The organism is Panacibacter ginsenosidivorans, from assembly GCF_007971225.1.
GTDB lineage: Bacteria > Bacteroidota > Bacteroidia > Chitinophagales > Chitinophagaceae > Panacibacter > Panacibacter ginsenosidivorans.
This window is the reverse complement of sequence record NZ_CP042435.1, coordinates 2640375-2663749: the sequence shown is the minus strand read 5'-3', so window position 1 is coordinate 2663749 and position 23375 is coordinate 2640375. Positions and strand designations below refer to the sequence as shown.

The 23375-nt window shown below is 37.7% G+C and carries 28 protein-coding genes; 18 read left to right on the top strand and 10 right to left on the bottom strand.

The features are described 5' to 3' along the window. The first annotated feature begins 133 nt into the window (after nucleotides 1-133). The 5 genes from FRZ67_RS11240 to FRZ67_RS11225 all read left to right on the top strand — a co-directional run bounded on the left by FRZ67_RS11240 (nucleotide 134) and on the right by FRZ67_RS11225 (nucleotide 4340). Nucleotides 134-700 carry a type 1 glutamine amidotransferase domain-containing protein gene (locus tag FRZ67_RS11240; protein WP_147189650.1) on the top strand — a complete coding sequence of 189 codons (567 nt, stop codon included), beginning with the start codon at nucleotides 134-136 and terminating at the stop codon, nucleotides 698-700. 64 nt (nucleotides 701-764) lie between these two features. Then, entirely contained in the window at nucleotides 765-935 is a 171-nt protein-coding gene (locus FRZ67_RS23405) for a hypothetical protein (protein WP_158638357.1), read from the top strand. A gap of 219 nt (nucleotides 936-1154) precedes the next feature. Then, on the top strand, nucleotides 1155-2132 hold the full coding sequence (locus FRZ67_RS11235; RefSeq protein WP_147189649.1) for a YihY/virulence factor BrkB family protein: 978 nt from the start codon (nucleotides 1155-1157) through the stop codon (nucleotides 2130-2132). A 118-nt stretch (nucleotides 2133-2250) separates the two neighbouring features. After that, nucleotides 2251-2979, top strand: coding sequence for a DUF72 domain-containing protein (locus tag FRZ67_RS11230; protein ID WP_147189648.1), 729 nt, complete (start codon nucleotides 2251-2253; stop codon nucleotides 2977-2979). Nucleotides 2980-3077: 98 nt separating this feature from the next. Next, nucleotides 3078-4340, top strand: coding sequence for a flavin monoamine oxidase family protein (locus FRZ67_RS11225; protein WP_147189647.1), 1263 nt, complete (start codon nucleotides 3078-3080; stop codon nucleotides 4338-4340). Nucleotides 4341-4449: 109 nt separating this feature from the next. Here the strand turns inward: FRZ67_RS11225 and FRZ67_RS11220 are convergent, their stop codons facing one another. Then, a complete protein-coding gene (locus FRZ67_RS11220) occupies nucleotides 4450-5202 on the bottom strand; it encodes a PI-PLC domain-containing protein (RefSeq protein WP_147189646.1) in 753 nt (250 codons plus the stop codon). A gap of 35 nt (nucleotides 5203-5237) precedes the next feature. Then, complete coding sequence (gene trhA / locus FRZ67_RS11215; protein WP_147189645.1) at nucleotides 5238-5894, bottom strand: PAQR family membrane homeostasis protein TrhA; 657 nt, start codon at nucleotides 5892-5894, stop codon at nucleotides 5238-5240. A 379-nt stretch (nucleotides 5895-6273) separates the two neighbouring features. Between trhA and FRZ67_RS11210 the strand changes: the two genes are divergently transcribed. From FRZ67_RS11210 to FRZ67_RS11190, 5 genes are all read left to right on the top strand, one after another. Next, nucleotides 6274-6687, top strand: coding sequence for a very short patch repair endonuclease (locus FRZ67_RS11210; RefSeq protein WP_147189644.1), 414 nt, complete (start codon nucleotides 6274-6276; stop codon nucleotides 6685-6687). Nucleotides 6688-6758: 71 nt separating this feature from the next. Next, nucleotides 6759-7004 (top strand): helix-turn-helix domain-containing protein, encoded by a 246-nt coding sequence (locus FRZ67_RS11205; RefSeq protein WP_147189643.1) that lies wholly within the window; start codon nucleotides 6759-6761, stop codon nucleotides 7002-7004. Continuing rightward, complete coding sequence (dcm, locus tag FRZ67_RS11200) at nucleotides 7001-8251, top strand: DNA (cytosine-5-)-methyltransferase (protein ID WP_147189642.1); 1251 nt, start codon at nucleotides 7001-7003, stop codon at nucleotides 8249-8251. The genes FRZ67_RS11205 and dcm overlap by 4 nt, the downstream gene beginning before the upstream one ends. A gap of 16 nt (nucleotides 8252-8267) precedes the next feature. Beyond that, nucleotides 8268-9440 carry a type II restriction endonuclease gene (locus FRZ67_RS11195; protein ID WP_147189641.1) on the top strand — a complete coding sequence of 391 codons (1173 nt, stop codon included), beginning with the start codon at nucleotides 8268-8270 and terminating at the stop codon, nucleotides 9438-9440. A 788-nt stretch (nucleotides 9441-10228) separates the two neighbouring features. Continuing rightward, on the top strand, nucleotides 10229-11335 hold the full coding sequence (locus FRZ67_RS11190; RefSeq protein WP_147189640.1) for an AI-2E family transporter: 1107 nt from the start codon (nucleotides 10229-10231) through the stop codon (nucleotides 11333-11335). A 110-nt stretch (nucleotides 11336-11445) separates the two neighbouring features. Here the strand turns inward: FRZ67_RS11190 and FRZ67_RS11185 are convergent, their stop codons facing one another. Continuing rightward, on the bottom strand, nucleotides 11446-11679 hold the full coding sequence (locus FRZ67_RS11185) for a hypothetical protein (protein WP_147189639.1): 234 nt from the start codon (nucleotides 11677-11679) through the stop codon (nucleotides 11446-11448). 274 nt (nucleotides 11680-11953) lie between these two features. On the opposite strand from FRZ67_RS11185, the gene FRZ67_RS11180 reads away from it, so the two are divergent. After that, nucleotides 11954-12913 (top strand): MBL fold metallo-hydrolase, encoded by a 960-nt coding sequence (locus FRZ67_RS11180; RefSeq protein WP_147189638.1) that lies wholly within the window; start codon nucleotides 11954-11956, stop codon nucleotides 12911-12913. 130 nt (nucleotides 12914-13043) lie between these two features. On the opposite strand, the gene FRZ67_RS11175 is transcribed toward FRZ67_RS11180, so the two are convergent. After that, on the bottom strand, nucleotides 13044-13307 hold the full coding sequence (locus tag FRZ67_RS11175; protein ID WP_147189637.1) for a YtxH domain-containing protein: 264 nt from the start codon (nucleotides 13305-13307) through the stop codon (nucleotides 13044-13046). 52 nt (nucleotides 13308-13359) lie between these two features. Here FRZ67_RS11175 and FRZ67_RS23400 point away from each other — a divergent pair, with 52 nt between their 5' ends. The 3 genes from FRZ67_RS23400 to FRZ67_RS11165 all read left to right on the top strand — a co-directional run bounded on the left by FRZ67_RS23400 (nucleotide 13360) and on the right by FRZ67_RS11165 (nucleotide 14673). Then, nucleotides 13360-13518, top strand: coding sequence for a hypothetical protein (locus tag FRZ67_RS23400; protein WP_158638356.1), 159 nt, complete (start codon nucleotides 13360-13362; stop codon nucleotides 13516-13518). A 365-nt stretch (nucleotides 13519-13883) separates the two neighbouring features. Further along, nucleotides 13884-14294 (top strand): QcrA and Rieske domain-containing protein, encoded by a 411-nt coding sequence (locus FRZ67_RS11170; protein WP_147189636.1) that lies wholly within the window; start codon nucleotides 13884-13886, stop codon nucleotides 14292-14294. 148 nt (nucleotides 14295-14442) lie between these two features. Then, nucleotides 14443-14673, top strand: coding sequence for a hypothetical protein (locus FRZ67_RS11165; RefSeq protein WP_147189635.1), 231 nt, complete (start codon nucleotides 14443-14445; stop codon nucleotides 14671-14673). Between the two features lie 52 nt (nucleotides 14674-14725). Here FRZ67_RS11165 and FRZ67_RS11160 read toward each other — a convergent pair whose 3' ends face one another. After that, nucleotides 14726-15178, bottom strand: a complete 453-nt coding sequence (locus FRZ67_RS11160; protein ID WP_147189634.1) for an Hsp20/alpha crystallin family protein — start codon at nucleotides 15176-15178, stop codon at nucleotides 14726-14728. Between the two features lie 260 nt (nucleotides 15179-15438). Here FRZ67_RS11160 and FRZ67_RS11155 point away from each other — a divergent pair, with 260 nt between their 5' ends. Together FRZ67_RS11155 and FRZ67_RS11150 are read left to right on the top strand one after the other, a co-directional pair. Beyond that, nucleotides 15439-16302, top strand: coding sequence for a sigma-70 family RNA polymerase sigma factor (locus FRZ67_RS11155; RefSeq protein ID WP_147189633.1), 864 nt, complete (start codon nucleotides 15439-15441; stop codon nucleotides 16300-16302). 41 nt (nucleotides 16303-16343) lie between these two features. Next, a complete protein-coding gene (locus FRZ67_RS11150) occupies nucleotides 16344-16814 on the top strand; it encodes a carboxymuconolactone decarboxylase family protein (RefSeq protein ID WP_147189632.1) in 471 nt (156 codons plus the stop codon). A gap of 229 nt (nucleotides 16815-17043) precedes the next feature. On the opposite strand, the gene FRZ67_RS11145 is transcribed toward FRZ67_RS11150, so the two are convergent. The 5 genes from FRZ67_RS11145 to FRZ67_RS11125 form a co-directional block, all read right to left on the bottom strand. Beyond that, entirely contained in the window at nucleotides 17044-17829 is a 786-nt protein-coding gene (locus tag FRZ67_RS11145; protein ID WP_147189631.1) for a DUF4382 domain-containing protein, read from the bottom strand. A gap of 146 nt (nucleotides 17830-17975) precedes the next feature. Further along, the gene (locus tag FRZ67_RS11140; protein ID WP_225975578.1) at nucleotides 17976-18947 is read right to left on the bottom strand and encodes an EamA family transporter; all 972 of its coding nucleotides are present in this window, start codon (nucleotides 18945-18947) and stop codon (nucleotides 17976-17978) included. A gap of 43 nt (nucleotides 18948-18990) precedes the next feature. Further along, nucleotides 18991-19476: an Lrp/AsnC family transcriptional regulator gene (locus tag FRZ67_RS11135; protein ID WP_192903909.1), complete on the bottom strand. Its 486-nt coding sequence runs from the start codon at nucleotides 19474-19476 to the stop codon at nucleotides 18991-18993. 220 nt (nucleotides 19477-19696) lie between these two features. Next, nucleotides 19697-20812: a DNA polymerase III subunit beta gene (dnaN, locus tag FRZ67_RS11130; RefSeq protein ID WP_147189629.1), complete on the bottom strand. Its 1116-nt coding sequence runs from the start codon at nucleotides 20810-20812 to the stop codon at nucleotides 19697-19699. A 119-nt stretch (nucleotides 20813-20931) separates the two neighbouring features. Further along, a complete protein-coding gene (locus FRZ67_RS11125) occupies nucleotides 20932-21339 on the bottom strand; it encodes a response regulator (RefSeq protein ID WP_147189628.1) in 408 nt (135 codons plus the stop codon). A 173-nt stretch (nucleotides 21340-21512) separates the two neighbouring features. Between FRZ67_RS11125 and FRZ67_RS11120 the strand changes: the two genes are divergently transcribed. Together FRZ67_RS11120 and FRZ67_RS11115 are read left to right on the top strand one after the other, a co-directional pair. Then, nucleotides 21513-21899: a regulatory protein RecX gene (locus tag FRZ67_RS11120; RefSeq protein WP_147193197.1), complete on the top strand. Its 387-nt coding sequence runs from the start codon at nucleotides 21513-21515 to the stop codon at nucleotides 21897-21899. A gap of 45 nt (nucleotides 21900-21944) precedes the next feature. Then, nucleotides 21945-23021, top strand: coding sequence for an iron-containing alcohol dehydrogenase family protein (locus FRZ67_RS11115; RefSeq protein ID WP_147189627.1), 1077 nt, complete (start codon nucleotides 21945-21947; stop codon nucleotides 23019-23021). Nucleotides 23022-23375: the final 354 nt, after the last annotated feature.

Sequence of the window (23375 nt, the reverse complement as noted above, 5' to 3'; positions counted from 1 at the left end):
ATGTTACATCTGCATTGTTGTATTATTTATTGGGCAGGTGCAAATAAATGCTAAAATCATATTGGCTTAATGGCAGGGTAATTGTCGCAATAGTATGCTAACAATTTTTCTTTCGTTATTAAAATAAAAGATTATGAAAAACTTATCGGGTAAGAAAGTAGCTATTCTTACAGAGAATGGCTTTGAGGAAACAGAACTGACCGGTCCGAAACGTGCGTTGGAGGAGGCTGGTGCTACTGTACACATCGTTTCTCCACAGGATAAAAAGGTAAAGGGATGGAATCATGATCATTGGTCGCTGGAACTGGCGGTAGATGTACCCCTGCACAATGCACATCCTCAAGACTATGATGCGCTGATGATTCCGGGTGGGGTAATTAACCCTGATCAGATGCGGGTGAATAAAGATTGTGTAAGCTTTGCCACACATTTCCTCCAGGAAGGGAAACCATTGGGCGCTATTTGTCACGGCCCTCAGTTATTAATTGAAACAGGAATGTTAAAAGGGAGAAAAATGACTTCTTACCCGTCCATTAGTACTGACCTGAAAAATGCAGGTGTAAAGTGGGAAGATAAAGAAGTTGTTGTGGATAAGGGGCTTATCACGAGCCGGAGTCCTAAAGATCTTGATGCTTTTAACAAAAAACTGATAGAAGAAATCTACACCAGTGTGTATGAGCCTGCGCATGCATCAACATAATTTTATGATTTAAGAAGGTTGCATGGTAAGATACTTGTTTGATGCTGCATTAAAAAGATTAACCATGAAAAAGATCATCTTAACAGTAATGTTAACCAGTACCCTCATCGGCTTCACAGCCTGTAGTGAGCCTAAACCAGCCCCGGAAAATAGTATGGACAGCAGTAATAATAAAATGCAGGTTCAACCGGATACAAGCGCAATGCATGATACGGATGCAGACACCCTGCAGTAAAAAACCGGGGAAAAAAATCGTATATTTGTACCTGCAATTCACCAAAGAAAAGGAGGTATTCATGCAATCTACAGATCTGTCATGGAAGCCTTCGGTTAATATCGCTTAACCGGGTTTCTCCATCGAAAAATATCTGCTCCGCATAGCGGAGAAGGCCACTGTAATATCAGTGGCTTTTTATTGGTAGCTTTTTTGTAACGTAGCCATATACGCATCAATATGAAAAAAAAATTTTCCTTTGGGGGTTTATGGCAGATACTCAAAAATGCATTTAAAAGTTTCGGCCCGGATAAGATCACTAAACTTAGCGGTTCTCTTGCTTACTATACGGTGTTCTCCATGGGCCCGTTATTGCTCGTTATTATTTCGGTGTGCAGTATTATTTTTAGCAGGGAGGCGATAGAAGGAAAAGTATACGCACAACTTGCGGGTTTTGTAGGCAATGATACGGCTGCACAATTGCAGCAGATCATCAGGAATGCATCGCTGCAGGGGAAAAGTACTATGGCAGCAATAATTGGTGGAGTAACATTATTACTGGGCGCCACTTCTGTATTTGCTGAAATACAGGATTCTATCAATATGATATGGGGCCTTAAACCAAAGCCCAAAAGAGGATGGCTTAAGATGCTGCAAAACAGGTTTCTTTCGTTCTCGGTCATTATAAGCCTTGGCTTTTTATTATTGGTGTCGCTGGGTATAAGCGCTCTTATTGATGGCTTCAGCCAAAGACTTGCAGCGGCTTATCCCGATACTGCAGTAATTATATTTTACATCATCAATCTGGTCATAACCTTTATCATTACAACAGTTATATTCGGCGTTATTTTTAAAGTATTGCCGGATGCACGCATCAAATGGAAAGATGTGCGGGCAGGTGCCACCACAACTGCTATATTATTTATGTTGGGTAAATTTGCTATCTCATTTTATATTGGTAAAAGCCATGTAGGCAGTACTTACGGTGCAGCCGGTTCTTTGGTGATCTTACTTTTATGGGTCTACTATTCCGCTATTATTTTATATTTTGGTGCAGAGTTTACAAAAGCTTACGCCGTGGAATATGGAGAGCCTATTCATCCCAATAGCTATGCGGTAACAACCAAGCAGATAGAGGTAGAAACAGGTAACGCAAGCGTCCAACAAAAGGAGCATATCGATTCAAAACAGATAATAGAAAAAGTAAAAAATAAATAGCCCACCATTTAAAAACCTGATGCATTGCATTATTAATAACAGTTATTGTATTGGTAAATACCAAGCCTGGTATTTTACCGAAGGCATATTTATTGTTAGTGTATAACAAATATAATTTATGCAGTGGTGTATCGGCTGTTCCGGTTTCAGTTACAAAGAATGGAAAGGAAATTTTTACCCGCAGAAACTTCCGCAGACCAGATGGTTTGAATACTACTCCACACATTTCAATACACTCGAATTGAATGTTACATTTTACCGGTTCCCGCAATTAAAAATCATGGAGAACTGGTTTGCAAAAAGCCCTGAAGATTTTTTATTTGCTGTAAAAGCTCCAAGGCTTATAACACACTATAAAAAATTTAATGATTGCCAGCAACTATTGTCAGATTTTTATACAACAATCAGCAAAGGATTAAAAAACAAACTGGGACCTGTTCTTTTTCAACTGCCGCCACAAATAAAATATGATGAAATTTTTTTGCAGAAACTGATTTACAGTGTAGATAATAGTTTCAATAACGTAATTGAATTCAGACATTCAGGCTGGTGGCGCCAGGATGTATATGATATACTGAAAAAACACGGCATTACATTTTGTGGTATTAATCATCCGCAATTACCGGCTGATGTAATCACTAATACACCCCTTGTTTATTATCGGTTTCATGGTGCACCAAAATTGTATTATGATGAATATGCTAAAGCAGATATAACAACAATGGCAAACGACATATTAAGCTCAAAGCGGGCTAAAGATGTTTTTGTATTTTTTAATAATACGGCAACAATGGCTGCTATTAATAATGCGAACCAGTTAAAACAATATATAGCAACAAACAGATAATGCTTACCAGATGCACGTCGTTGTGCTAAAAGTATGCGCCATTTATTTTTTCCCGCGAATAACAAATTTGCAGAACTTCATTACTATACGAAGCATTTATGAAATATGATGTATTGATCATTGGTGCAGGTGCTGCCGGGCTAATGGCCATGAGGGAGCTGATTAAATCAGGTTATCAGGTATGTATCCTCGAAGCTACCGGTATTGCAGGTGGAAGGATCCATACCATTAAAGAGAACGGTTTTGATGATACCGTAGAAACCGGCCCGGAATTTATTCATGGTAACCTTGAACGTACACAGCAACTGGTTAAAGAAGCGGGCCTTTCATTGATACCCGTCACAGGTAAAATGGTCTCTGTGCAAAAAGGTAAATGGTTAACTGAAGATGATGAAGATGAACATTGGGATGTATTTATGAAGCGTCTGCAGCAACAGGAAGATGATATTACGATTGAACAATTTTTGCAGCAATATTTTTCAGCGACACAGTATGCATCGTTGCGCAATGCTGTACAACATTATGCAGAAGGCTTTGATCTTGCCGATATTTCCAAAGCATCGGTTTTATTCGTTAAAGAAGAATGGAGTCAGCATAATGAAGTCAACTACCGCATTAAAGGCGGGTATGGTAAACTTATTGATTACCTGCAACAGCAATGCATGCAGCAACACGATGATATATTTTTCAATCACCCTGTTTATAAAATTGAACACTACCCCGGTCATGTTACGGCACATACCATAAACAATAAAACCATCAGCGCGTCAAAACTTATTGTCACAGTGCCGCTGGGTGTATTACAAAATAACAGCATAGAATTTATGCCCGCACTTGCCAGCCATTCAACTGCCATAGCGCAATTAGGCTTTGGTACTGTTATAAAAATATTGTTACAGTTTAAAACAGCTTTCTGGAAAAAGCATGCAGATGATATCGGTTTTATCTTAAGCGATGAAACCATCCCAACATGGTGGACCCAATCACCCATACAAAATAATTTGCTTACCGGCTGGCTTGGTGGTCCCAAAGCAGCAATGCTTTCACGGTTAACCAATGATGCATTATTGCAAACGGCCCTTCATTCCCTCTCGGCAATTTTTCATAAAAGTATGCCTGTACTGCAACAGCTGCTTACGCATCACAAAATCATTTGCTGGTCCAATAATCCCTATATACAGGGTGGGTATAGTTATAACACCATTGCTTCAGCCGAAGCGAAAAACATACTTGCAACACCTGTAAACAATACCATTTTTTTTGCTGGCGAGGCATATTATACCGGTAAGTCGCAGGGTACTGTAGAAGCAGCTTTGCAAAGTGGCAGGGAGGCAGCGGGAAAACTCCGTGCTTTTATATAAGAACCGTATAAAGTAAAATAGTAGTATTATCAATCCGGCGGTATGCTTGCTATTATACTTTCATTGCGTCGCACTCCTGTACTGCAACAATGCTATGCAGCAAATACTGCTACCTGGTAACAGCAGCAGAAAAATATCTGCTGCACCCGGCTACTTTATCTGTGTTGATAATATCTATACCCATCTCATGAAACTTACGCCAGTACGCTTCATTATCGGGAATAGCCCAAAGCCTTAATAACTTCCCTTTATTATGTGTTGCTGCAACAAGTTGTTTAAGCTTTATATCTATGCTGTCTTTTGGTGAAATATAATTCATATAACTATCGCTTATAAAAGCTACGCGTTTTAGTATAGCGTTGTCATATCTTTCATAAGGCCTGCCATCAAAAAAGATATAAGCAGGCCATTGGGTCCATTGAGCATTATGCCCGCGTTCACCACTCAGCACTATAAGCACCGCATGCGGGTTTATGCTGCGGTCAAAAACATCACGGTAAGGTGCAAGCAGTTTTACAAGTGCAGGTATTACTAATTCGCTGTTCTCTTTAATGTCAATCATCAATATGGGCGCATAATCTGCATCTCCACTAATGCGGCCATGATAGCTGTTAAATAATTGTACAATAGGTTGCAGGTACATGTTTACCAGTGTTCTGCCTGCACGTATATCTTTTTTATCATGCGCCACAAAGAGACTATCGCCGGGGTAAACATCAGCTTCTATTGTAAATGCTTTATTGCGGAGCGCATTGAACAATGGTTCAGGTTTTTCATAATCGTTGTGTGAGTGGATCAATGGTTGTTGGGCTGCGGCTATATAACCCATAAAAAGCAGTACACACAAAAAAATATTTCTCATGCATTAAATTTCGGGATAATATTTTGCATATCTGTTTAAGACACTGTTTCCAGCACCGCTATAAAATGACAGATGCCACCACCCAATACAAAAAGATGCCATAATGCATGGTGATAGCTCCATTTTTGCCACACATAAAAAGTAACACCCGAAATATACAATGCCACACCTGCCAGTACAAGTGCAGCAACTTCGTTTGGCATTGAAGCAAAGAAATGGTTGGGCACAAAAACAAAGATCAAACCCATCAACAGGTATGAAGCCAGTGAGAATATATTGTATTTGCCAGGGAAGAAGGTCTCGAAGAAAATGCCTGCCAGCACCAGTCCCCACAATATGCAAAGTAATACAATGCCTGTAGTGTCAAAGAGGTAGTAGCGTATGATTGCCGTATAGGTGCCGGCAATCAGGAAATAGATACTTATGCGGTCAAGTTTTTTAAACAGCATTTTGCGTTTATACCGCCGCACGCTGTGGTATAATGTAGAACTGGTAAACGTCATTAAGAAACACAATGCGTAAATACTTACACTTATTATATAGCTTATGTTACCATCACTTGCAAAGTCAAGTAAAAAAGGTATAGCTACGATACCGAAAATAATGCCGAGTATGTGTATGATTATATTGGCCAACTCCTGCCGTTTGCCAAACTCCTCAATAAATTCAGGAGGCGAGGAATGCGTGCTCATAGGTTATTTTTAAATACATAATGCAATCAGTGTGCCCACCAATAAAGGTAAATATTAAACCGTTATTGTTGGTACAACAAATATGTTTGTGTTGAGTTCTTTTTTACAAAGCTTTTATTAACCCGCCAATGGTATTCCTATTTAGCAGCCGTTGCGTCGCACTCTTGTACGGCAACAAAAAGACTCGTCATTACGAAGTATATGAGTATATGTACGGATATGCTTAACTAAATGCTGTGGCAATCACTCAGATCAAGGCCACAAACCTATCTTCGCACAATGGCAGATGTGCATAGTAAAGAAACGCGCAGTTATAATATATCTGCCTCATCCTCCCGTCCTTCTCCTTTAGGAGAAGGACGCTACATTTGTACTATCTATGGCAGATGTACACAATAAGGAAACGCGGAGCTATAATATGAGTCGTATCCGCAGCGCCAACACAAAGCCTGAAATGCTGGTGCGTAAATTTCTCCATGCACATGGCTTTCGTTATAAGCTGCACGACAAAACACTATCCGGCAAACCAGATATTGTTTTGCCAAAATACAAAACTGTCATCTTTATCCACGGTTGTTTCTGGCATGGGCATAAAGACTGCAAATACTATGCAGTACCCAAAACAAGAACAGAATGGTGGCTGCAAAAGATTAGCGGAAATATTGCCAATGATGAAAAAGCTGTAAAGGCTTTGAAGAAAGATGGATGGAGAATTATTACAATATGGGAATGTGATCTAAAACCAGATAAACTCGATAAAACACTTCACTCTCTTCTTGTGCATTTCTTATAATTAATTTAAGAAGTTATGCAACGTGACTTATAAGCAAATGTATTATGAGTCACGTTTGCCACTTTTACCTAATGGACATTCAGGTAAAAATTGGTGAACGCATAAAAGCACTCCGCAGCGAAAAAAATCTTACACAGGAAGCTGTTGCATTTAAAGCAGATGTTGACAGAACATACATGAATCATGTAGAAACAGGGAAACGAAATATTTCTGTTGTCACACTTGAAAAAATTGTATGCAATGGCTTGGAAACATCTTTCAAAGACTTCTTTGAACACGAATCATTTTCTAACTCGAAAAGGAGAGGTAGGAAATGATCAAAGAAAAAGGTGTTGCATTAGAAAGTTCAAAGATTCATGCAGTAGCAGATAAGATTTGGAAAATTTCAGTATTTGGACCTGATAATTATAGAACAGCAGTTATCAGTCATTATTTGAGAACAAAAAATAAAAAACTTAAAAAGCCTGCTATTGAATTTGCTGCGAATATTCTTGAGGGATATTTTGATGAAGAGATTACAAATAAAGTTGCCGAAGAAGCACTTCAATATATTATTCGTTTTAATGATGCTGTGTTATTTCCTAAACCCGCATTTCCAAAATTTACATTCATCGATTTATTTGCTGGAATAGGAGGTTTCAGAATTGCAATGCAACGATTACAGGGAGAATGTATTTTTTCTTCTGAGTGGGATAAGATGGCTCAAAGAACCTACTATGCAAACTTTGGAGAAATACCATTTGGGGACATAACTAAAGAAGAAACGAAACAATGGATACCCGATAAGTTTGATGTATTGTGTGGAGGTTTTCCATGCCAGCCTTTTTCTATAGCGGGTGTATCAAAGAAAAATAGCTTAGGGAGAAAGCATGGTTTTGAAGATATAAAACAAGGCAATTTATTTTTCCATATAGCTGAGATAATTGAGAAACATAGACCAAAAGCATTTTTTCTTGAAAATGTAAAAAATCTTGTCTCACATGATAAAGGCAACACGTTTAAAGTAATTAGAGAAACCTTGATTGATCTTGGTTATTCATTTCACTCAAAAGTTTTAAATGGAAAACATTTTGTTCCTCAAAATAGAGAAAGAACTTTTATGATTGGATTCGACGCAGAGGTTTTTAACTATAACGAAAAGTTTGAGTTTCCTGATTTGCCTGAAGCAAACAAAAAATTAAAAGAATTTCTTGAGCCCAAAGTAGATCCGAAATATACACTTACCGATCATCTTTGGAAATATTTACAAGACTATGCTCAAAAACACAAAGAAAAAGGTAATGGATTCGGTTTTGGGCTCGCTGATTTAAATGGGATTAGCAGAACAATGAGTGCTCGGTATTATAAAGACGGTTCGGAAATACTTATACCTCAAAAAAATAAAAATCCAAGAAGACTTTCCGTAAGAGAAGCGGCAAATATACAAGGCTATCCAAAAGATTTTATTGTTGATGCTGTATCAATGAATCAGGGGTATAAACAGTTTGGAAATTCTGTAGTAGTTCCATTAATTGAAACAATTGGAGACAAAATAGTTGAAGTTTTAGAGACAAAAAGAAAATGATGTAAAGTTTAAATAAATGGAAAGCATTTTACAAAAGGCTATTCAATCAATACAAAAATCAAGTATTGCATTTTCTAAATATATCACCGCAAATGATACTGGCGCTACTGGTGCTCATCAGGCTGGCTTTCATATTCACAAAAACGCTTGGCAGTTATTCTTTAAAACGCCTGGTAAAAAAGGTACAAATGAAGATAAATTTGTTACGATAAAATGGCAAGACGATTTTGAAACACAAAGTCGTTTCATTTACTATGGAACTGGAACAAGAAATGAATATCGTTTAACAAGATTTGGAAAAGGCTTTCCTTATCTGCAAGATGACAATATTGGCGATTTATTAATTATAATTAAGAGAACAGATGATTATTATGAAGCGTTTGTGTTACAATCAGATGAGGAAATTGATGATTTTTTTGCAGAACTTAATATTTCTTCAACTGATACAAACGGAATTTTACCAAGACAATTTCAGCAAACTTCAGAGGATAAATTACACGATTGTTTTTTAGCATTTCTCAAATCGCTTAAAGTTGATTTTCCAACAACATTAGAGCTTGCTACGAATTCACGTAATTGTTACAATAATGCTTTTGGTATTACTCAACAAATAATCAAATCTAATCCTGATAAAGAAATTTTAAATTGGCTTAACACTGAATTTCAGCTTTTTAAAACAATTGAAATTGATCGATACTCAAAACGTATTCAAACACCATTTAAAACAGTTGAAGAACTTGTTGAAACTGCTAACACAATTCTCAACAGACGAAAAAGCAGGGCAGGCAAATCACTTGAGCATCATCTTTCAGAGATATTCAAGACATTTCAACTCGATTATTCTACACAGACAATTACTGAAGACAATAAAAAACCTGATTTTATTTTTCCGAATTTAGAAGCTTATCATAATTTAAAATTTGATCCAGAAAAACTTGTTGTGCTCGCTTCAAAAACAACTTGTAAGGATCGCTGGAGGCAAATATTAAACGAAGCTGATAGAGTAAAAACCAAACATCTTTTTACTTTGCAGCAGGGAATATCTAAAAATCAATTAGAAGAAATGTATAAATACAATGTTTGTTTAGTTGTACCAAAACCATATTTAACTAGTTTCCCGCAAGACTTCAAGGAAAAAATTTTAACTCTTGATTCTTTTGTGAAGATTGTTCAATTTAAACAACAATAAAATTCCTTTTCTAAATATATTACTACTGAATCCTTTTAGTAAAAGTTCCATAACGAATTCAACCGTACAAGTGTGCGACGCAACAAAAGCTTAATAGTAATACTACTGCCGGGTTCATGAGAAAGATTGCCACAGCCCATGCCTACACACAAGGGCGTTGCATGGGCTTCGCAATGACCTGATAGTTTTTGGCTTTTAGATAAAATGCTTTGTTATTAGGAACATGTAACCATACCGGAACAAAGGCGTTATAAATGGAGTGTAAAGGAAGTAATATATCAAAAACAACCCATTTTGGGTTGTATATAAAAAACATAACCCAAAAAACAGCTTTTTTGGGTTATGTCATAAAGTTTCGCAATGACGGTGATCATGTTGAGTAATTGTTCTGAAAGTACAAGCGTGCGACGCAACGGCTGCTTAATAGCAGCGCTTCTGTTGGGTACATAAAAAAAGTCCTGCAAGAAACTTACAGAACCTGTTTAAAATAGTTATAAAGAATATCTTGTTATGAGTGCTTCGTTGGATGGTAAGCGTAATGTGTCTTCCCGGTCGTCTTAAGATTATCTCTACATATACGGAATAACATGCTGAACGGGGTAAATACACCTCAATCCAGAATGCAAAGCCCTGACACTGGCATTCACGTTCTTATAAAAGAACCGTACAAGGAATTTATTCAACATACAGGTAAAATCAGCAACATTTTGCGGGCTAATAATTTGATATGCTGATACATTTTTTATTGGCATTAAATTGTACCATACATTATGTAAATAAACTTACTTATGATAACCCGTGTGCCGCTCTATGTTAAGATCACCTGCATTCTTCTTCTGTTAAGTATATTGTTTTTTACTCTTTTTGCAGCACAGGGAATTATACTGCCGCTTGGTTTTTCTTTTTTGATAGCGGTGCTTTTATTTCCGCTGGAAAAAAAGATGGCCCGGATTGGATTACCCCGTGTGATCTGTATTTTACTTTCACTGGTCATTGCAACAGTTGTACTAACAGCATTGATCATGTTTATTTCTTACCAGATGTCTTCTTTTATAGATGACCTGCCTGCCATTAAAAAAAATCTTACCGGTTTTTTTTCGAATGCCCAGGAATGGGTAGATCATACTTTTCATGTAAGTAAGCAACAACAAAACCAGGTGATCACTGATGCGCAAAAAGATGGGATGGGTAATGCAAAAGACATGGCAGGCAGTACACTGGGGGCTTTAACTGCATCCCTGGCTACGCTTATGCTGGTACCCATTTATACTTTTCTTTTTATGTATTACCGCAGCCATCTGATCATGTTCACTATAAAAATATTTGACGACAAACATGCAAATACTGTGGCCCGTGTTATAAGCAAAATAAGAGAAGTGATACTTCAATACGTATCGGGCTTATTAATTGAAACAGGTTGTGTGGCAGTACTCAATTCCGCAGGGTTGCTTATCATTGGCGTTCCTTATGCAATACTGCTGGGCGTAATAGGCGCTATACTAAATCTTATTCCCTACATAGGAGGGCTTATTTCCCTGATATTAACGGCGATAGTAACCTTGAGTAATACCGGCGACACTTATAAAACACTTGGCAGTATGGCTATTTTTTTTGTGGTGCAATTCATTGACAATAATTTTTTGGTGCCACGTATAATTGGTTCCAGTGTAAAACTAAATGCGCTTGTATCTATTCTTGCTGTGCTGTTAGGCGGCGCCTTGTGTGGTGTTGGGGGCATGTTTCTAAGTCTTCCTTTTGTGGCTACCTGCAAAGTAATATTTGATCATGTGGAAGAGTTAAAGCCATGGGGTATGTTACTGGGCGATGAAGATGATGCACGATGGCATAAACTTAAAAAAAGGAAGCCTGCACCTAAGAAACAGCCGGTTGCCTGATTGGTTATCTAAAGTGTAGTCACAACACGGCAGTGTACAAATTATACAAGTATACGATGCAGGGAAACCCGCCTGTTATAAGGTAAGTTAATGCGCTAACAATTTTCTTATCATTTTATTGCTGCGGTCTTAGGTTTTACCTTTTTATGGTTAATGTCAGCTGTTACAGGCACGATAATGATCTTACTAAGCAGTTTACTCGCTTTTTTCAACCCTTTTTCATAATTCTTACCGGGCCTTACATTATACATACCCAATGCATGATCTATTTTTTTGGCTATCAATTCCCGTCGGCTGGCCTTTTGCCGTTTCCTGACTGTATTGGCTGTTTCCCTGACTTTCATATATGTAATTTTTGATGAAGGTTATTCTGATGATGCCCCTTTTAAAAAAGCAAATTTTGATGCACGATAAAATTATCGTATAAATATGTATGGATACATAACCTGCATTATGGTTAAGGATGACACTCATCAGTAAATAAGAAGAAATCAGATGATTATAGGAGTAATGCTGCAAAAACCTGTTCGGTTGTAAAATATAGCACAGGTTATTTGTTGCGCAAACCGGTTGCTTAAGAATAAAATTGTATTTTAAATTTTCATCTCAACATACTTTATGCGTAAAACACTTTTCGTTTTGTTTGTACTGGCAGGAGGAGTAACAAGCCATGCACAGGACAATCTTCATGTTATAAAGCATCTAAAGATCACCATACTCAGTACCATGCTTGCACAGAGGGGATGGGGAGAGTGGGGATTTTCTGCACTTATAGAAGCAGATTCCACAAAAATATTGTTTGATGCAGGTTCGCATGAAAACACGGTATTGCAAAACAGTAAAGCGCTTAATATTGATCTTTCTGATGTAAATACTTTGATACTAAGTCATGACCATACCGATCATACTGCCGGGTGGCTTCCTTTACGCAATGCACTCGCCGCAGTAAATAAAAATGCACTGGGTGTTACGCATGTGGCGCCTGGTTTTTTTGATACAAGGATCAATGATGATGGCAGAGATGACAATGACCGCAAAAAAGATTCATTGCTGTATATAGCTACCGGGGGAAGAATAGTGCTGCATAAAAACTTTGAGGAAATAGCACCGGGCATTTACTTAACAGGGATTGTGCCGAGAGTGCACCCCGAAAAAAATTATGATACTACAGGTAAAATGAAAGATGCGACCGGTAGGGTGATAGCGGATAATGTACCGGAAGATATGGCGTTGGTAATACGCACAACGGATGGGCTGGTTCTAGTAACAGGCTGTGGCCATTCGGGTATCGTTAACAATCTTACGCATGTAAATAACAACTTAAAGCATGAAAAGATCTATACCGTAATTGGCGGACTGCATCTTTTAAATACCAGTGATGATAAAATACAATGGACCGCGCAAAAATTAAAAGAAAACGGTATAAGATATTTTATGGGTGCACATTGTACGGGAATAGAACCTGTGTATCAAATAAGAACATGGGCCGGACTAAAAAGGGGCGAATGTATTGTTGGGTCTGTAGGTGCAACATTTCAAACGGGCAAAGGATTTACAGCAGGATCACTTACCAGGTAAATACAACTACAGAGAGCACTATGGATAAGTGCAGTCATCTTTTTGGAAATTGATTTAGTCATCTGCATGCAACTATAAAACGGCCTTATGCAAAGCTGTTTTTATTGTTTCATAAAAGTTGGCGGTTTTATTAAACCCTGTCGTCGCTGCCAATGCTTAGATCGTTGTATTCGTCTTCTGCCTCATTGGTCATATCGCTCACCATATTCTTTATGGCAGTTATCTTTTCCGATACCATATCGCTGATATCATTTAAAGTATCGGTCATGTCATCTTTAATATCTGAGGCCACACCGGAAATTTTTCTTCTTGTTGCGGATCCTTTATCAGGTGCAAATAAAACACCAAGTATAAACCCGATTGAAACACCTTTTATGAATGTTGTTAAACGCATAATATAAATTTTAATGGTTAACAGATACAAACTAAAAATCCTGCCATAATTAATGCAGTCTAAAACAGGGATGCAGCTTCATATGGCAGCGAAAAATATTCCTCATTATGGTATTAATACAGCACAGGGTTATAATAGTATTCCCGCCACTCTTAACCATCATAAATGGTTTAATAAAGGTACGCACTTGATAGTAAAAAGCCGCGTATAGCTATAAACGCAGAAGTGTGCGACGCAACGGAAGCTTTATACCAGCACTATAGCCCGCTGTCAAAAAAATCCTTTCTTTTAAAAGTAACAATTTTTTGTACCCGGCTTTTGTAGTTATGGCAACTATTGTTGCGTCGCACACTTATACTGCAATGCATAATGCGGCAGAATATGGATGTTTGCATTTTTATGCCCTATAAACTTTAAACTTCTTATTACACGTATTCATCTGTAAAATTTTCCTGTTCAGTCTTTTTAACATGCTGCATTACTGCAACAAAAATAATTTACAGGCAATTTATTAACTGGTTGGTTGTAGCCCTGCTGATAAAATACTTTCCGGTCTTTTAATCATTAAAACAACATATGGACAGAAAACAATTTTTATCGGAAATGGGCTTTAGCGCAGCAGGTTTATTAATGATCAGTTGCCTGGGCGGCTGTAGTAAAAGCTCTGCTACACCTGCAGCTTCAAAAGATTTTACAGTTGATCTTAATGCGGGCAGCAGCGCGGCACTCGGCAGCCCGGGTGGTTATATTTATACCAATGGTGTAATTGTAGCACAAACATTAGCGGGAAAATTTATAGCTGTATCACAGTCGTGTACACATGAAGGCGTAACCGTTACATACGATGGCACAGCTGATCATTTTTACTGCCCTGCGCATGGTTCTGTATTTAATGATAGCGGGAAAGTAATAAACGGACCGGCCAATAACCCCTTGCAGGAATATACCGTTGATGTGAATGGCAGTTCCCTGCATATACATGTTTGATTTGTTGAAACCCCACGTTAAAAAGATCCTTCCTGTGAGGGATCTTTTGTTTTTATTCAGCCTGATATCTCTGTTAATACCCCAACTTAACGCGGCATAACCTTTGTTTTATTTACCGTATTATATAATTCGATTTAAATGATTTACTATGTGGGAAGTAATAACAACATTATCAGAGATAGATACTGTGCATACAGGAACTTTGCTGGCAGAAAAAAATCCACAGTCAGCAGAGAATATTACCATTTTCAGGGTTTCAGATAAAAAAGGTGATAGTATTACTTTGCAACCAAAGGATAATTATGATGCGGATAGCGGAATTACTGTTGAGGCGGACGAATTGTTTGACCGTAACTGGTGGATGTTTAAGAATGACTAATCATAAAAAATAAAAAAGGTGGATTGTGCTATCCACCTTTTTGTTTTTTAACTTAAGCAATATCTATCATGCGCGGCGGCCTTTGCCTGGCATGTTCTTTTTTTGGAATAGTAAGATGAAGTAACCCATTCTCGTACTTTGCCTGGATCCTGTCTTCGTCTACCACATCTTTTGGTAACTGAAAGGTGCGTTGAAAACTCTGGTAACTAAATTCGCGCCTGGAATAACGTTCGCCTTCTTTTTCTTCCCATTTGTTTTGCCGCTCGCTGCTAATGGTAAGCATGTTGCCGTTCAGTTCAATCTTAAAATCTTTCTTCTCCATTCCGGGTGCTGCCACTTCTACTTCATAATTGTCGTTGGTTTCTTTTACGTTAATGGCAGGAATGGTGGTGTTGGTGGTGGAATTATTTTCCAATCCCCAGTTCCATAGATCACGGCTGAGAAAATCGTTGAAAAGGCCCGGCATATCGCTGAAAGGCCACCCGTTTCTTTTTACAATTGACATGTTAACCTCCTTTTTAAAATGTTACAAATAGTTGTTACATGGTGAAAAGAAAATCAATGTATCCAATAACATATTTTCAAGTCTTGTGCCAATGGGATGCTATGTATTTTTTTCAGTTTTTAAAATGCAATTCTGGCAATATTTGATTATGTTAACTTTCATTTTGACAGTGCAGTGAAAGGGAGATAGGATCTGAAGCACGCACAAAAAAAATTGATCATCATCATTGCATACTAACTTTATACCCTTGTATAAAAACTATGATACATCAATACGAACGATTACTAACCACTTATGCATACAACATTCTCGGCTCATACGAAGATGCCAGGGATGTTGTGCAGGATGCTTATCTGAATTTTATGCAACGCGGCAATACGGCTGTTGAAGATACCAAAGCCTACCTGGTACGCAGCGTAATAAATCTTTCTATTAATAAAAAGAATAAACAAAAAAGAGAAAAAAGTCTATATCCCGGTGAATGGCTGCCGGAACCCATTGCCACAGAAAAAGCAGACAGTGCGGTTAACCGTAAAGAAATTCTTTCCTACACTCTCCTGGTTTTACTGGAGCAGTTGAATGCAAAACAAAGAGCGGTCTTTATTTTAAAAGAAGCGTTTGCATATGATCATGCAGAGATAGCATCCGTTCTGGGTATTACGGAAGAACATTCAAGAAAATTATTAAGCCGCGCAAAAGAACAACTTAAATTATTTGATGCTGAAAGAATAAAACCAAAAAATAATACAGCGTATGTAGACAAATATCTTGCAGTAATACAACACGCAGACATGCAGCAACTCGAAAAAATGTTGCACGATGAAATAGTGGTTATTTCTGATGGTGGCGGTAAAGCAGTAGCATTTCGTAAACCGGTTGCCGGAAGAAAATCTGTTGTTAAATTATTGCTGGGCGTGTTCAAAAAGTTTTATGCAGAAAATACTGTGTTGAAAAAAACTACTATTAACCATGAGCCCGCATTATGTTATTACGAAAACGGTAAACTCGTCAATTGTCAGATATTTTCTTTGCGAAAAGAAGGATTGCATCATGTATATTTTATCCGTAACCCCGATAAACTAAAAGCACTCGAAAAAAATCTATCAAGATCTGTCACGTTATAAAGCCTTTGTTTGTTATTCTTTCCAAATAAAACAAAAAAACTATGGAAAGGATCACTTACAAAGATGTACCTGCGGGTTTAACACAGGCCATGCTACAGGTGCAGCATTATATAGACAACAGCGGTTTAGATCACAAACTATTAGAGTTGTTGCGTTTCAGGATTTCTCAGATCAATAGTTGCGCATATTGTTTGGACATGCATTACAAGGAGGCGATGCATGCAGGTGAAGATCCGTTGCGTTTGATCTCAGTATCTGCATGGAGGGAAACACCTTATTATTCTGAAGCGGAACAGGCTGCACTTGCGTTTGCAGAAACACTTACACATATGCCTGCTGAAGAGCACAGCGATGATATTCATGCAGCACTTGAAAAATATTTTACTAAAGCAGAGATCGCAAATCTTACGCTGGCCATTATCCAGATCAATTCATGGAACAGGCTTACGCGTTCTTTTGGCAGCACGCCCGGAAAATATAAAGTAAGGGAAACTGCGGTGCATGCAAATTAGATTGCAGATTTTTTTGAGCCATGCTTCAGCTTTAATGGCATCGTTTGTTGCGTCGCACTCTTCAGGGTTTTGATCAATGCTCAGCAATGAACAAAGCGTACAAGCGTGCGACGCAACGATGCTTAATAGTAGTAATGCAGCCAGGTACACAATTCTATATTTACTTAACAATAAAATGAAAAAAACATGCAATTGTATTTGCATGCTTTTGTATGACCGGGAAAAGATTTTATTTGTGTAAGATAATTGTTCCTGCATCAGTAACACTGCCGCTGGTAACCGGTATATTATTAATCAGCGTATCATTATAACTATTTGCTCCATCAATAGCCAGTGAATAACTACCGGCATCCAATCCCTGTATTATAAAACTACCGGTAAGTGTATCGGGTCTTGCAGAAGCAAGCGTATCATTAATGCCTGATAAAGCATATATCCAGGCATCTGCTTCTATGGGTTGCACAATGCCGGTAATTGAACCACTTACTGCTTTGGTATAAACCCTTATTACAGGTTTGAGTAAATACTTGCCATTGCCTGTTGTTACAACAGATCTTGCTGCATCAAAATCAGTCCATACTTTGTAATCAATGCCGGGTGTAAGTTCTGCATTAATAAGCAGCTTTATTCCTGATTGCTGCGCAGAAGGTGTTTCCAAAGGAAAACTAATACCGTTAATAACTACAGAATTTGATGTGCCCAGTATTAACCTGATCTGTGAAATTTTACCGGCAGGTAATAACCCAGAGGCGAGTAATGTATCAAGACCATTGCGTAAATGTAAGAGGTTGAAAACACCCCTTCGTGGCATTGGCAGTGCTATCCAACCGCTTTCGGAACTATCAGAAGCGTTAACTTCTACTCCCTGGATGTCGATGTTCACTTCATCATATAGAGAGGGGTCGTCCGTAAGATAAATGCTCATAGAAGCATTTCCTTTGCTTTCATTGCTATTGGTTTTATCGCAGGAAGCAAATAATAGACAAGCAATAAAACATACAATTGATACTTTCATGGAATTTAGAATTTATGCCAGAAAGACAAGTTCTATGCCAGAGAATATTTGCTACTAATAATACAGGTAGAAATATCAAAATAAAGAGACCATAGCAAATGCTACGGCCTCTTATAAAAATCACTCACTAAACCCACTTATTTTAATTATGCTGCTTCCATCTTTAAAGATCTTTTAGCAGCAAGCACCTGTTTTTCTTTTCTTTGTCTGGCAAGATTAATTAGTAATACACTGGTTAATATTACAGCCAAACCCACGATCTGTATTGTACTCATGTGTTCACCTGCAAAGAATACACCGAGTAAAACTGCAACCACAGGATTTACATAGGCATACGTGCTAACCTGTGTAGCAGGCCTTACCTGTAGCAGCCACACATAAGCACTGTAACCTGCAAGAGAGCCCATTGTTATAAGATAAAGCACAGAGAGCCATGCTTCGTTACTTACTGACTGCCATTGAAAACCTTTCCATTCATTGCCTGCAAAGCTAAAGATTGTGAATGCAAAACTTGCAGCCAGCATTTGCCACATAGTGTTTACTATTGCAGATCCGGTGCCTTTATATTTGGAATACAGTGAACCCCCTGCCCAGCTCATAGAACCAATAATTAATATCAACAGGCCCAAGACCTGTTCTACACTCCCTGAGGATGAAAGTGCTTCAGAAACTTTTTCACTGAAAAGAAGTATTACACCTATAAATCCTACTGAAAGCCCTATAAGAATCGGGCGGCTGGTAAGGTTTTCTTTCCATTTTGGTTTATCGAGTAATACAAACCATAAGGGAGCTGCGGAAACAAGCACTGCAACAAGTGAACTGGGTAGTTTTTGCTCAGCCCATATAACTGCCCCATTGCCTATAAACAGTAATAAGAACCCACTTAATACTGCTACTTTTATTTGTTGGGGGTTCCATAGCTTTTCTTTTTTATAAATGCACCAGAATAGCAACAACAGGCCGGCAACTAAAAAACGCAAAGCTCCCATGATAAATGGTGGAATATCATAAACTGCTTTTTGTATAAAAAAATAAGTAGAACCCCAAACCAGGTAAACGGTTGCAAAAGCAATTATGACCATTAATGCAGATGCCTGTTTGGTAGTTGTGCTGCTCATAACATTCAGATTTTATCGGTTAGCATTTTTTCGGTTGATTCAATTAAACAATAGCCTTTACAGGTTTAGGGATTACCAGTTGTTGTTGCTCTTTCACTGTCTCTAAAACAATAGTAGTTTTTGTAGATAAGATATTTGGAATCTTTTGCAATGAATTACGCATTAGCGCCATTAATGAAGCGGAATCTGCTGTTCTTATTTTGATTAAAAAACAATCTTCGCCTGCTATATGGTGCACTTCCTGCACTTCGGGAATATTGGCCAGCTGCTGTGCTATATCGCTGCAGCAGGTAAATCCTTCTTTAGATTTTATAAAAATGAAAGCAAGTAATTTTTGCTGTACCGATGCAGGATCAATAGCTGCATTGTATTGTTTGATGACCTTTTTCTGTTCCAGCTTTTTTACTCTTTCCAACACAGCGGAAGGGGCCATATTAATTTCCTTTGCGAGATCAGAATTTGAGATACGGGCATTGGATTGCATCAGGTTTAGAATTTGCAAATCAATATTATCCAGCACTACATCCATATCGATTATTTTTCTGTAAATATAATAACATTCAGAATAAAATTCTGAATTATTTTTTTATACTGAATTAAAATTGGTTTTTGTCGACTTTATATCAATGGTACAAGAGTGCGACGCAAGAGGCGATGCCATTTTATTGAATTGATGGGCTCTAAAAAATTTACATAAAAAAGCCCCGAAATCTTTACGACTTTGGGGCGCCTCTTTACTTTTGAATCTTTTAATTATTTAACATTAACGGCATTACGAGCATTAAAAGATCTTCACCTACGCCCTGCTCTGTTGGTTTTATGATTCCGGCTTTTGTTGGGGTAGACAATTCAATTTTTATTTCGTCTGTATCTGCTGCATTGAGCATTTCAATTAGAAATTTGGCATTAAATGCTATCTGGAGATCTTCGCCATCATACTGGCAGTTCATGCGTTCATTACCTTCAAAACTAAAATCGACGTCCTGTGCCGCGAGTTGCAATTCACTGCCACTAATGCTTAATACAACCTGATTGGTACTTTTATTACTAAAAACGCTTACCCTGCGTAACGCATTCTGGAAATCGTTTTTATTTACCACTAACCTGTAAGGGTTATCAGTTGGTATTACTACTTTATAATCAGGAAAACGTGCATCGATCAGGCGGCATATCAGTTGTGTAGAGCCGTGTGTTACAAAAAGATGATTGCTGTTATAGCTGATGTTCAGTTCATCTTCATTGTCTGGTAAAACATTTCTGAGCAGGTTAAGTGGCTTTTTCGGTACAATAAAGCTTTCGTTCTTTGGGCACTTAACATCTGTTCTTTTATAGCGCACCAGCCTATGTGCATCGGTAGCTACAAACTGTGCCGCATCTTTACTCAACTCAAAAAAAACACCTGTCATAGCTGGTCTCAGGTCGTCATTGCTTACGGCAAATAAAGTATTGTTTACAGCACTTAATAATGCAGTGCTACTCATTTTGAAAGAATTGGTATCGTCGGGTACCGGCTCTTTTGGAAAATTATCAGGGTTTTCGCCCATTACTTTATACTTACCATTGTCGCTGGTAATTTCGACTGTATAATTTTTGTCAATGTTAAAAGTAAGAGGCTGATCGGGAATATTCTTCAGAGAATCAATCAGGATCTTTGCAGGTATACAAACCTTACCATTTGTTTTACTTTCTACTTCCATTTGCACCCGCATTACCGTTTCAAGGTCAGTCGCAAGAATATTCAATTTTTTATCTTCAATATCAAAAAGAAAATCTTCGAGTATGGGCAAAACGGTATTAGCATTTATTACACCACTTATTTGTTGAAGGTGCTTAAGCAGCGAGGAAGCGGAAACTATGAATTTCATGTTACTGGTAAGTATTTTTGTGTAGGAACAAACCTACTGTAAAATAACCATACAAAGCAAGATGTATTTTGCGTTGGCAACTTATCAACAGGCGAATGTGAATTATTTGTGTGTGAGCATTAACTGATAGCCGACTGAAGAATTTCGCTGAACTTTTCCTTGTATACAGGCTTTACCACATACTCAATTACACTGTTGTATTCTTTAGAGCGCATAATGTCATTTTTATCAACAGAGGAACTTAAGATATAAATTTTAATATTGTCGTTAATGCGTGTCGATAATGTTTTATATTCTTCGAGAAATTCCCATCCATCCATTACCGGCATATTGATATCAATAAAAATAACATCGGGTAATTTTCCTGATGAGCTAATTATTCTATTCAGGTACTCAAGAGCATCCAATCCGTTTGTGCATACATCTACAGTGCCGGCCAGTCCTGTAGCTTCTATAGTTTTGGTGGCGGCAAATAAGTATACCTGATCGTCGTCAATTAAAAGCACCTGGGGCTTGCTGTCATTCATCCGATAAATCCTTATGGAGTGTAAATGTAAACTACAATTTTTTAACGAAACCGGAATCTTTTTTATTATTACAAAACAAATCTCATCAATTGGGTATAAAATTTTCATTATCTGTAATACAACAGAAAGCTAAAAATTATTGTGCTTATCAGGAAAGATCACACGCAGAAGTAATGAAAAAATTATACAGTTTTGGCTTGCACAAAACAGAGGTTGATGAAATACTAGGCTGGCTGATAGAAAGTAATTATTTGAATGAAGAAAGATTTGCCATCCTTTTTGCTGGCGGAAAATTCAGGATAAAAAAATGGGGGCGTATAAAAATAAGACAGGCATTGCTGCAGCACAGGATCAGCAATTATAACATCAATACAGCACTCAATAATATTGATGAATTAGCTTATATGAAAACACTCCAAAGATTAGCCTCTGTAAAATGGCAGTCTTTAAAGACAGACACTGTGCTTGTAAAGAAAATGAAAACGACCCGCTACTTATTGCAGAAAGGCTATGAGCGCCCACTTATAGTGCAGACGCTTAGTATACTTGCCTTTCCTTAATTTAGCTTAAATGCAGCAATCTACTAACTTTGCAAAAATTTTTTTATGGCACAGTTCCGCAATTTCAAAATGGTGAGTTATGTGGTGTATGGCAGAGGTAGTTTCAACCAGCTTGATGAAATACTTGCACCCAATCGAAAAGCCAATGCTCCAATGATCTTTTTGGTTGATCACTTTTTTCAAAACAAACCTCTTGTAAACAGAATTCCTTTGCGCGGCAACGATAAAATTCTTTTAGCTGATGTAAGCTACGAGCCTAAAACCACTTATGTGGATGAGCTGGCACAACAATTAAAAGATGAATTTGGCAATATTTCGGGTATCATTGGTATTGGTGGCGGTTCAGTGATGGATTTAGCAAAAGCAGTTTCACTAATGATGAACAACCCTGGTTCTTCTGCCGATTACCAGGGATGGGATCTTGTAAAAAACCCCGGTGTATATAAGGCTGGCATACCTACATTAAGCGGAACCGGTGCAGAAGTAAGCCGCACCTGCGTGCTTACCGGCCCAACCAAAAAATTAGGCATGAACTCTGATTTTACGCCATTTGATCAGATCATACTTGATCCGGAACTTACTGCCAACGCACCATCCAATCAACGGTTTTATACAGGTATGGATTGTTATATTCACTGCATTGAAAGCCTGCAGGGCACTTTCCTGAATGAATTCAGCAAAAGTTATGGTGAAAAGGCACTGGAGCTTTGTCAATATATATTTCTTGAAAAAAATGCCTGGGATGATGAGTGTGATGATAAGCTGATGATGGCTTCTTATGCAGGGGGTATGAGCATCGCTTATTCACAGGTTGGTGTTGCGCATGCAGTAAGTTATGGCTTGAGTTATTTGCTTGGCACAAGACATGGCATCGGTAACTGTATTGTGATGAATCATCTTGAAGAATATTATCCCAAAGGTGTTGCTGAATTCAAAAGAATGGTAGAAAAAAATAAGATCGATATTCCTTCTGGTATTTGTAAAGGCCTTACTGATGAACAATTTGAAGCCATGATCAATGTATCAATGGGCATGAAGCCACTTTGGGAAAATGCATTGGGAAAAGATTGGGAAAAGATCATGACAAGAGAAAAACTCAGGTTGCTTTACGAAAAATTTTAATTTTTTGTTGACTATTAGCAGGTCTCCGTTGCGCCTTCCGTTGTGTCACTCACTTGTACATTTATTTTTCATGGCATCTTCATGATGTTTCTGCCATTAAAAGAAAAAGCCACGCAATTATTATTAGCTATAAATAAAAAAGCCTTGGTAAGAATACCAGGGCCGTTGCTAACCTATGAAAAACACCTAGTTAAATTAGGTTGATATTATCGATTGTATTTAGACAAAGTTGCAACATTAATTATTACAGCAAAATTATAAACACATTAATTTGTATATAATACGCATTAAAAGAATAAGCTAAATAAAGCTATTTTTCTCAAGTTTACAGATCTATAAAAAATAAGTTGATTG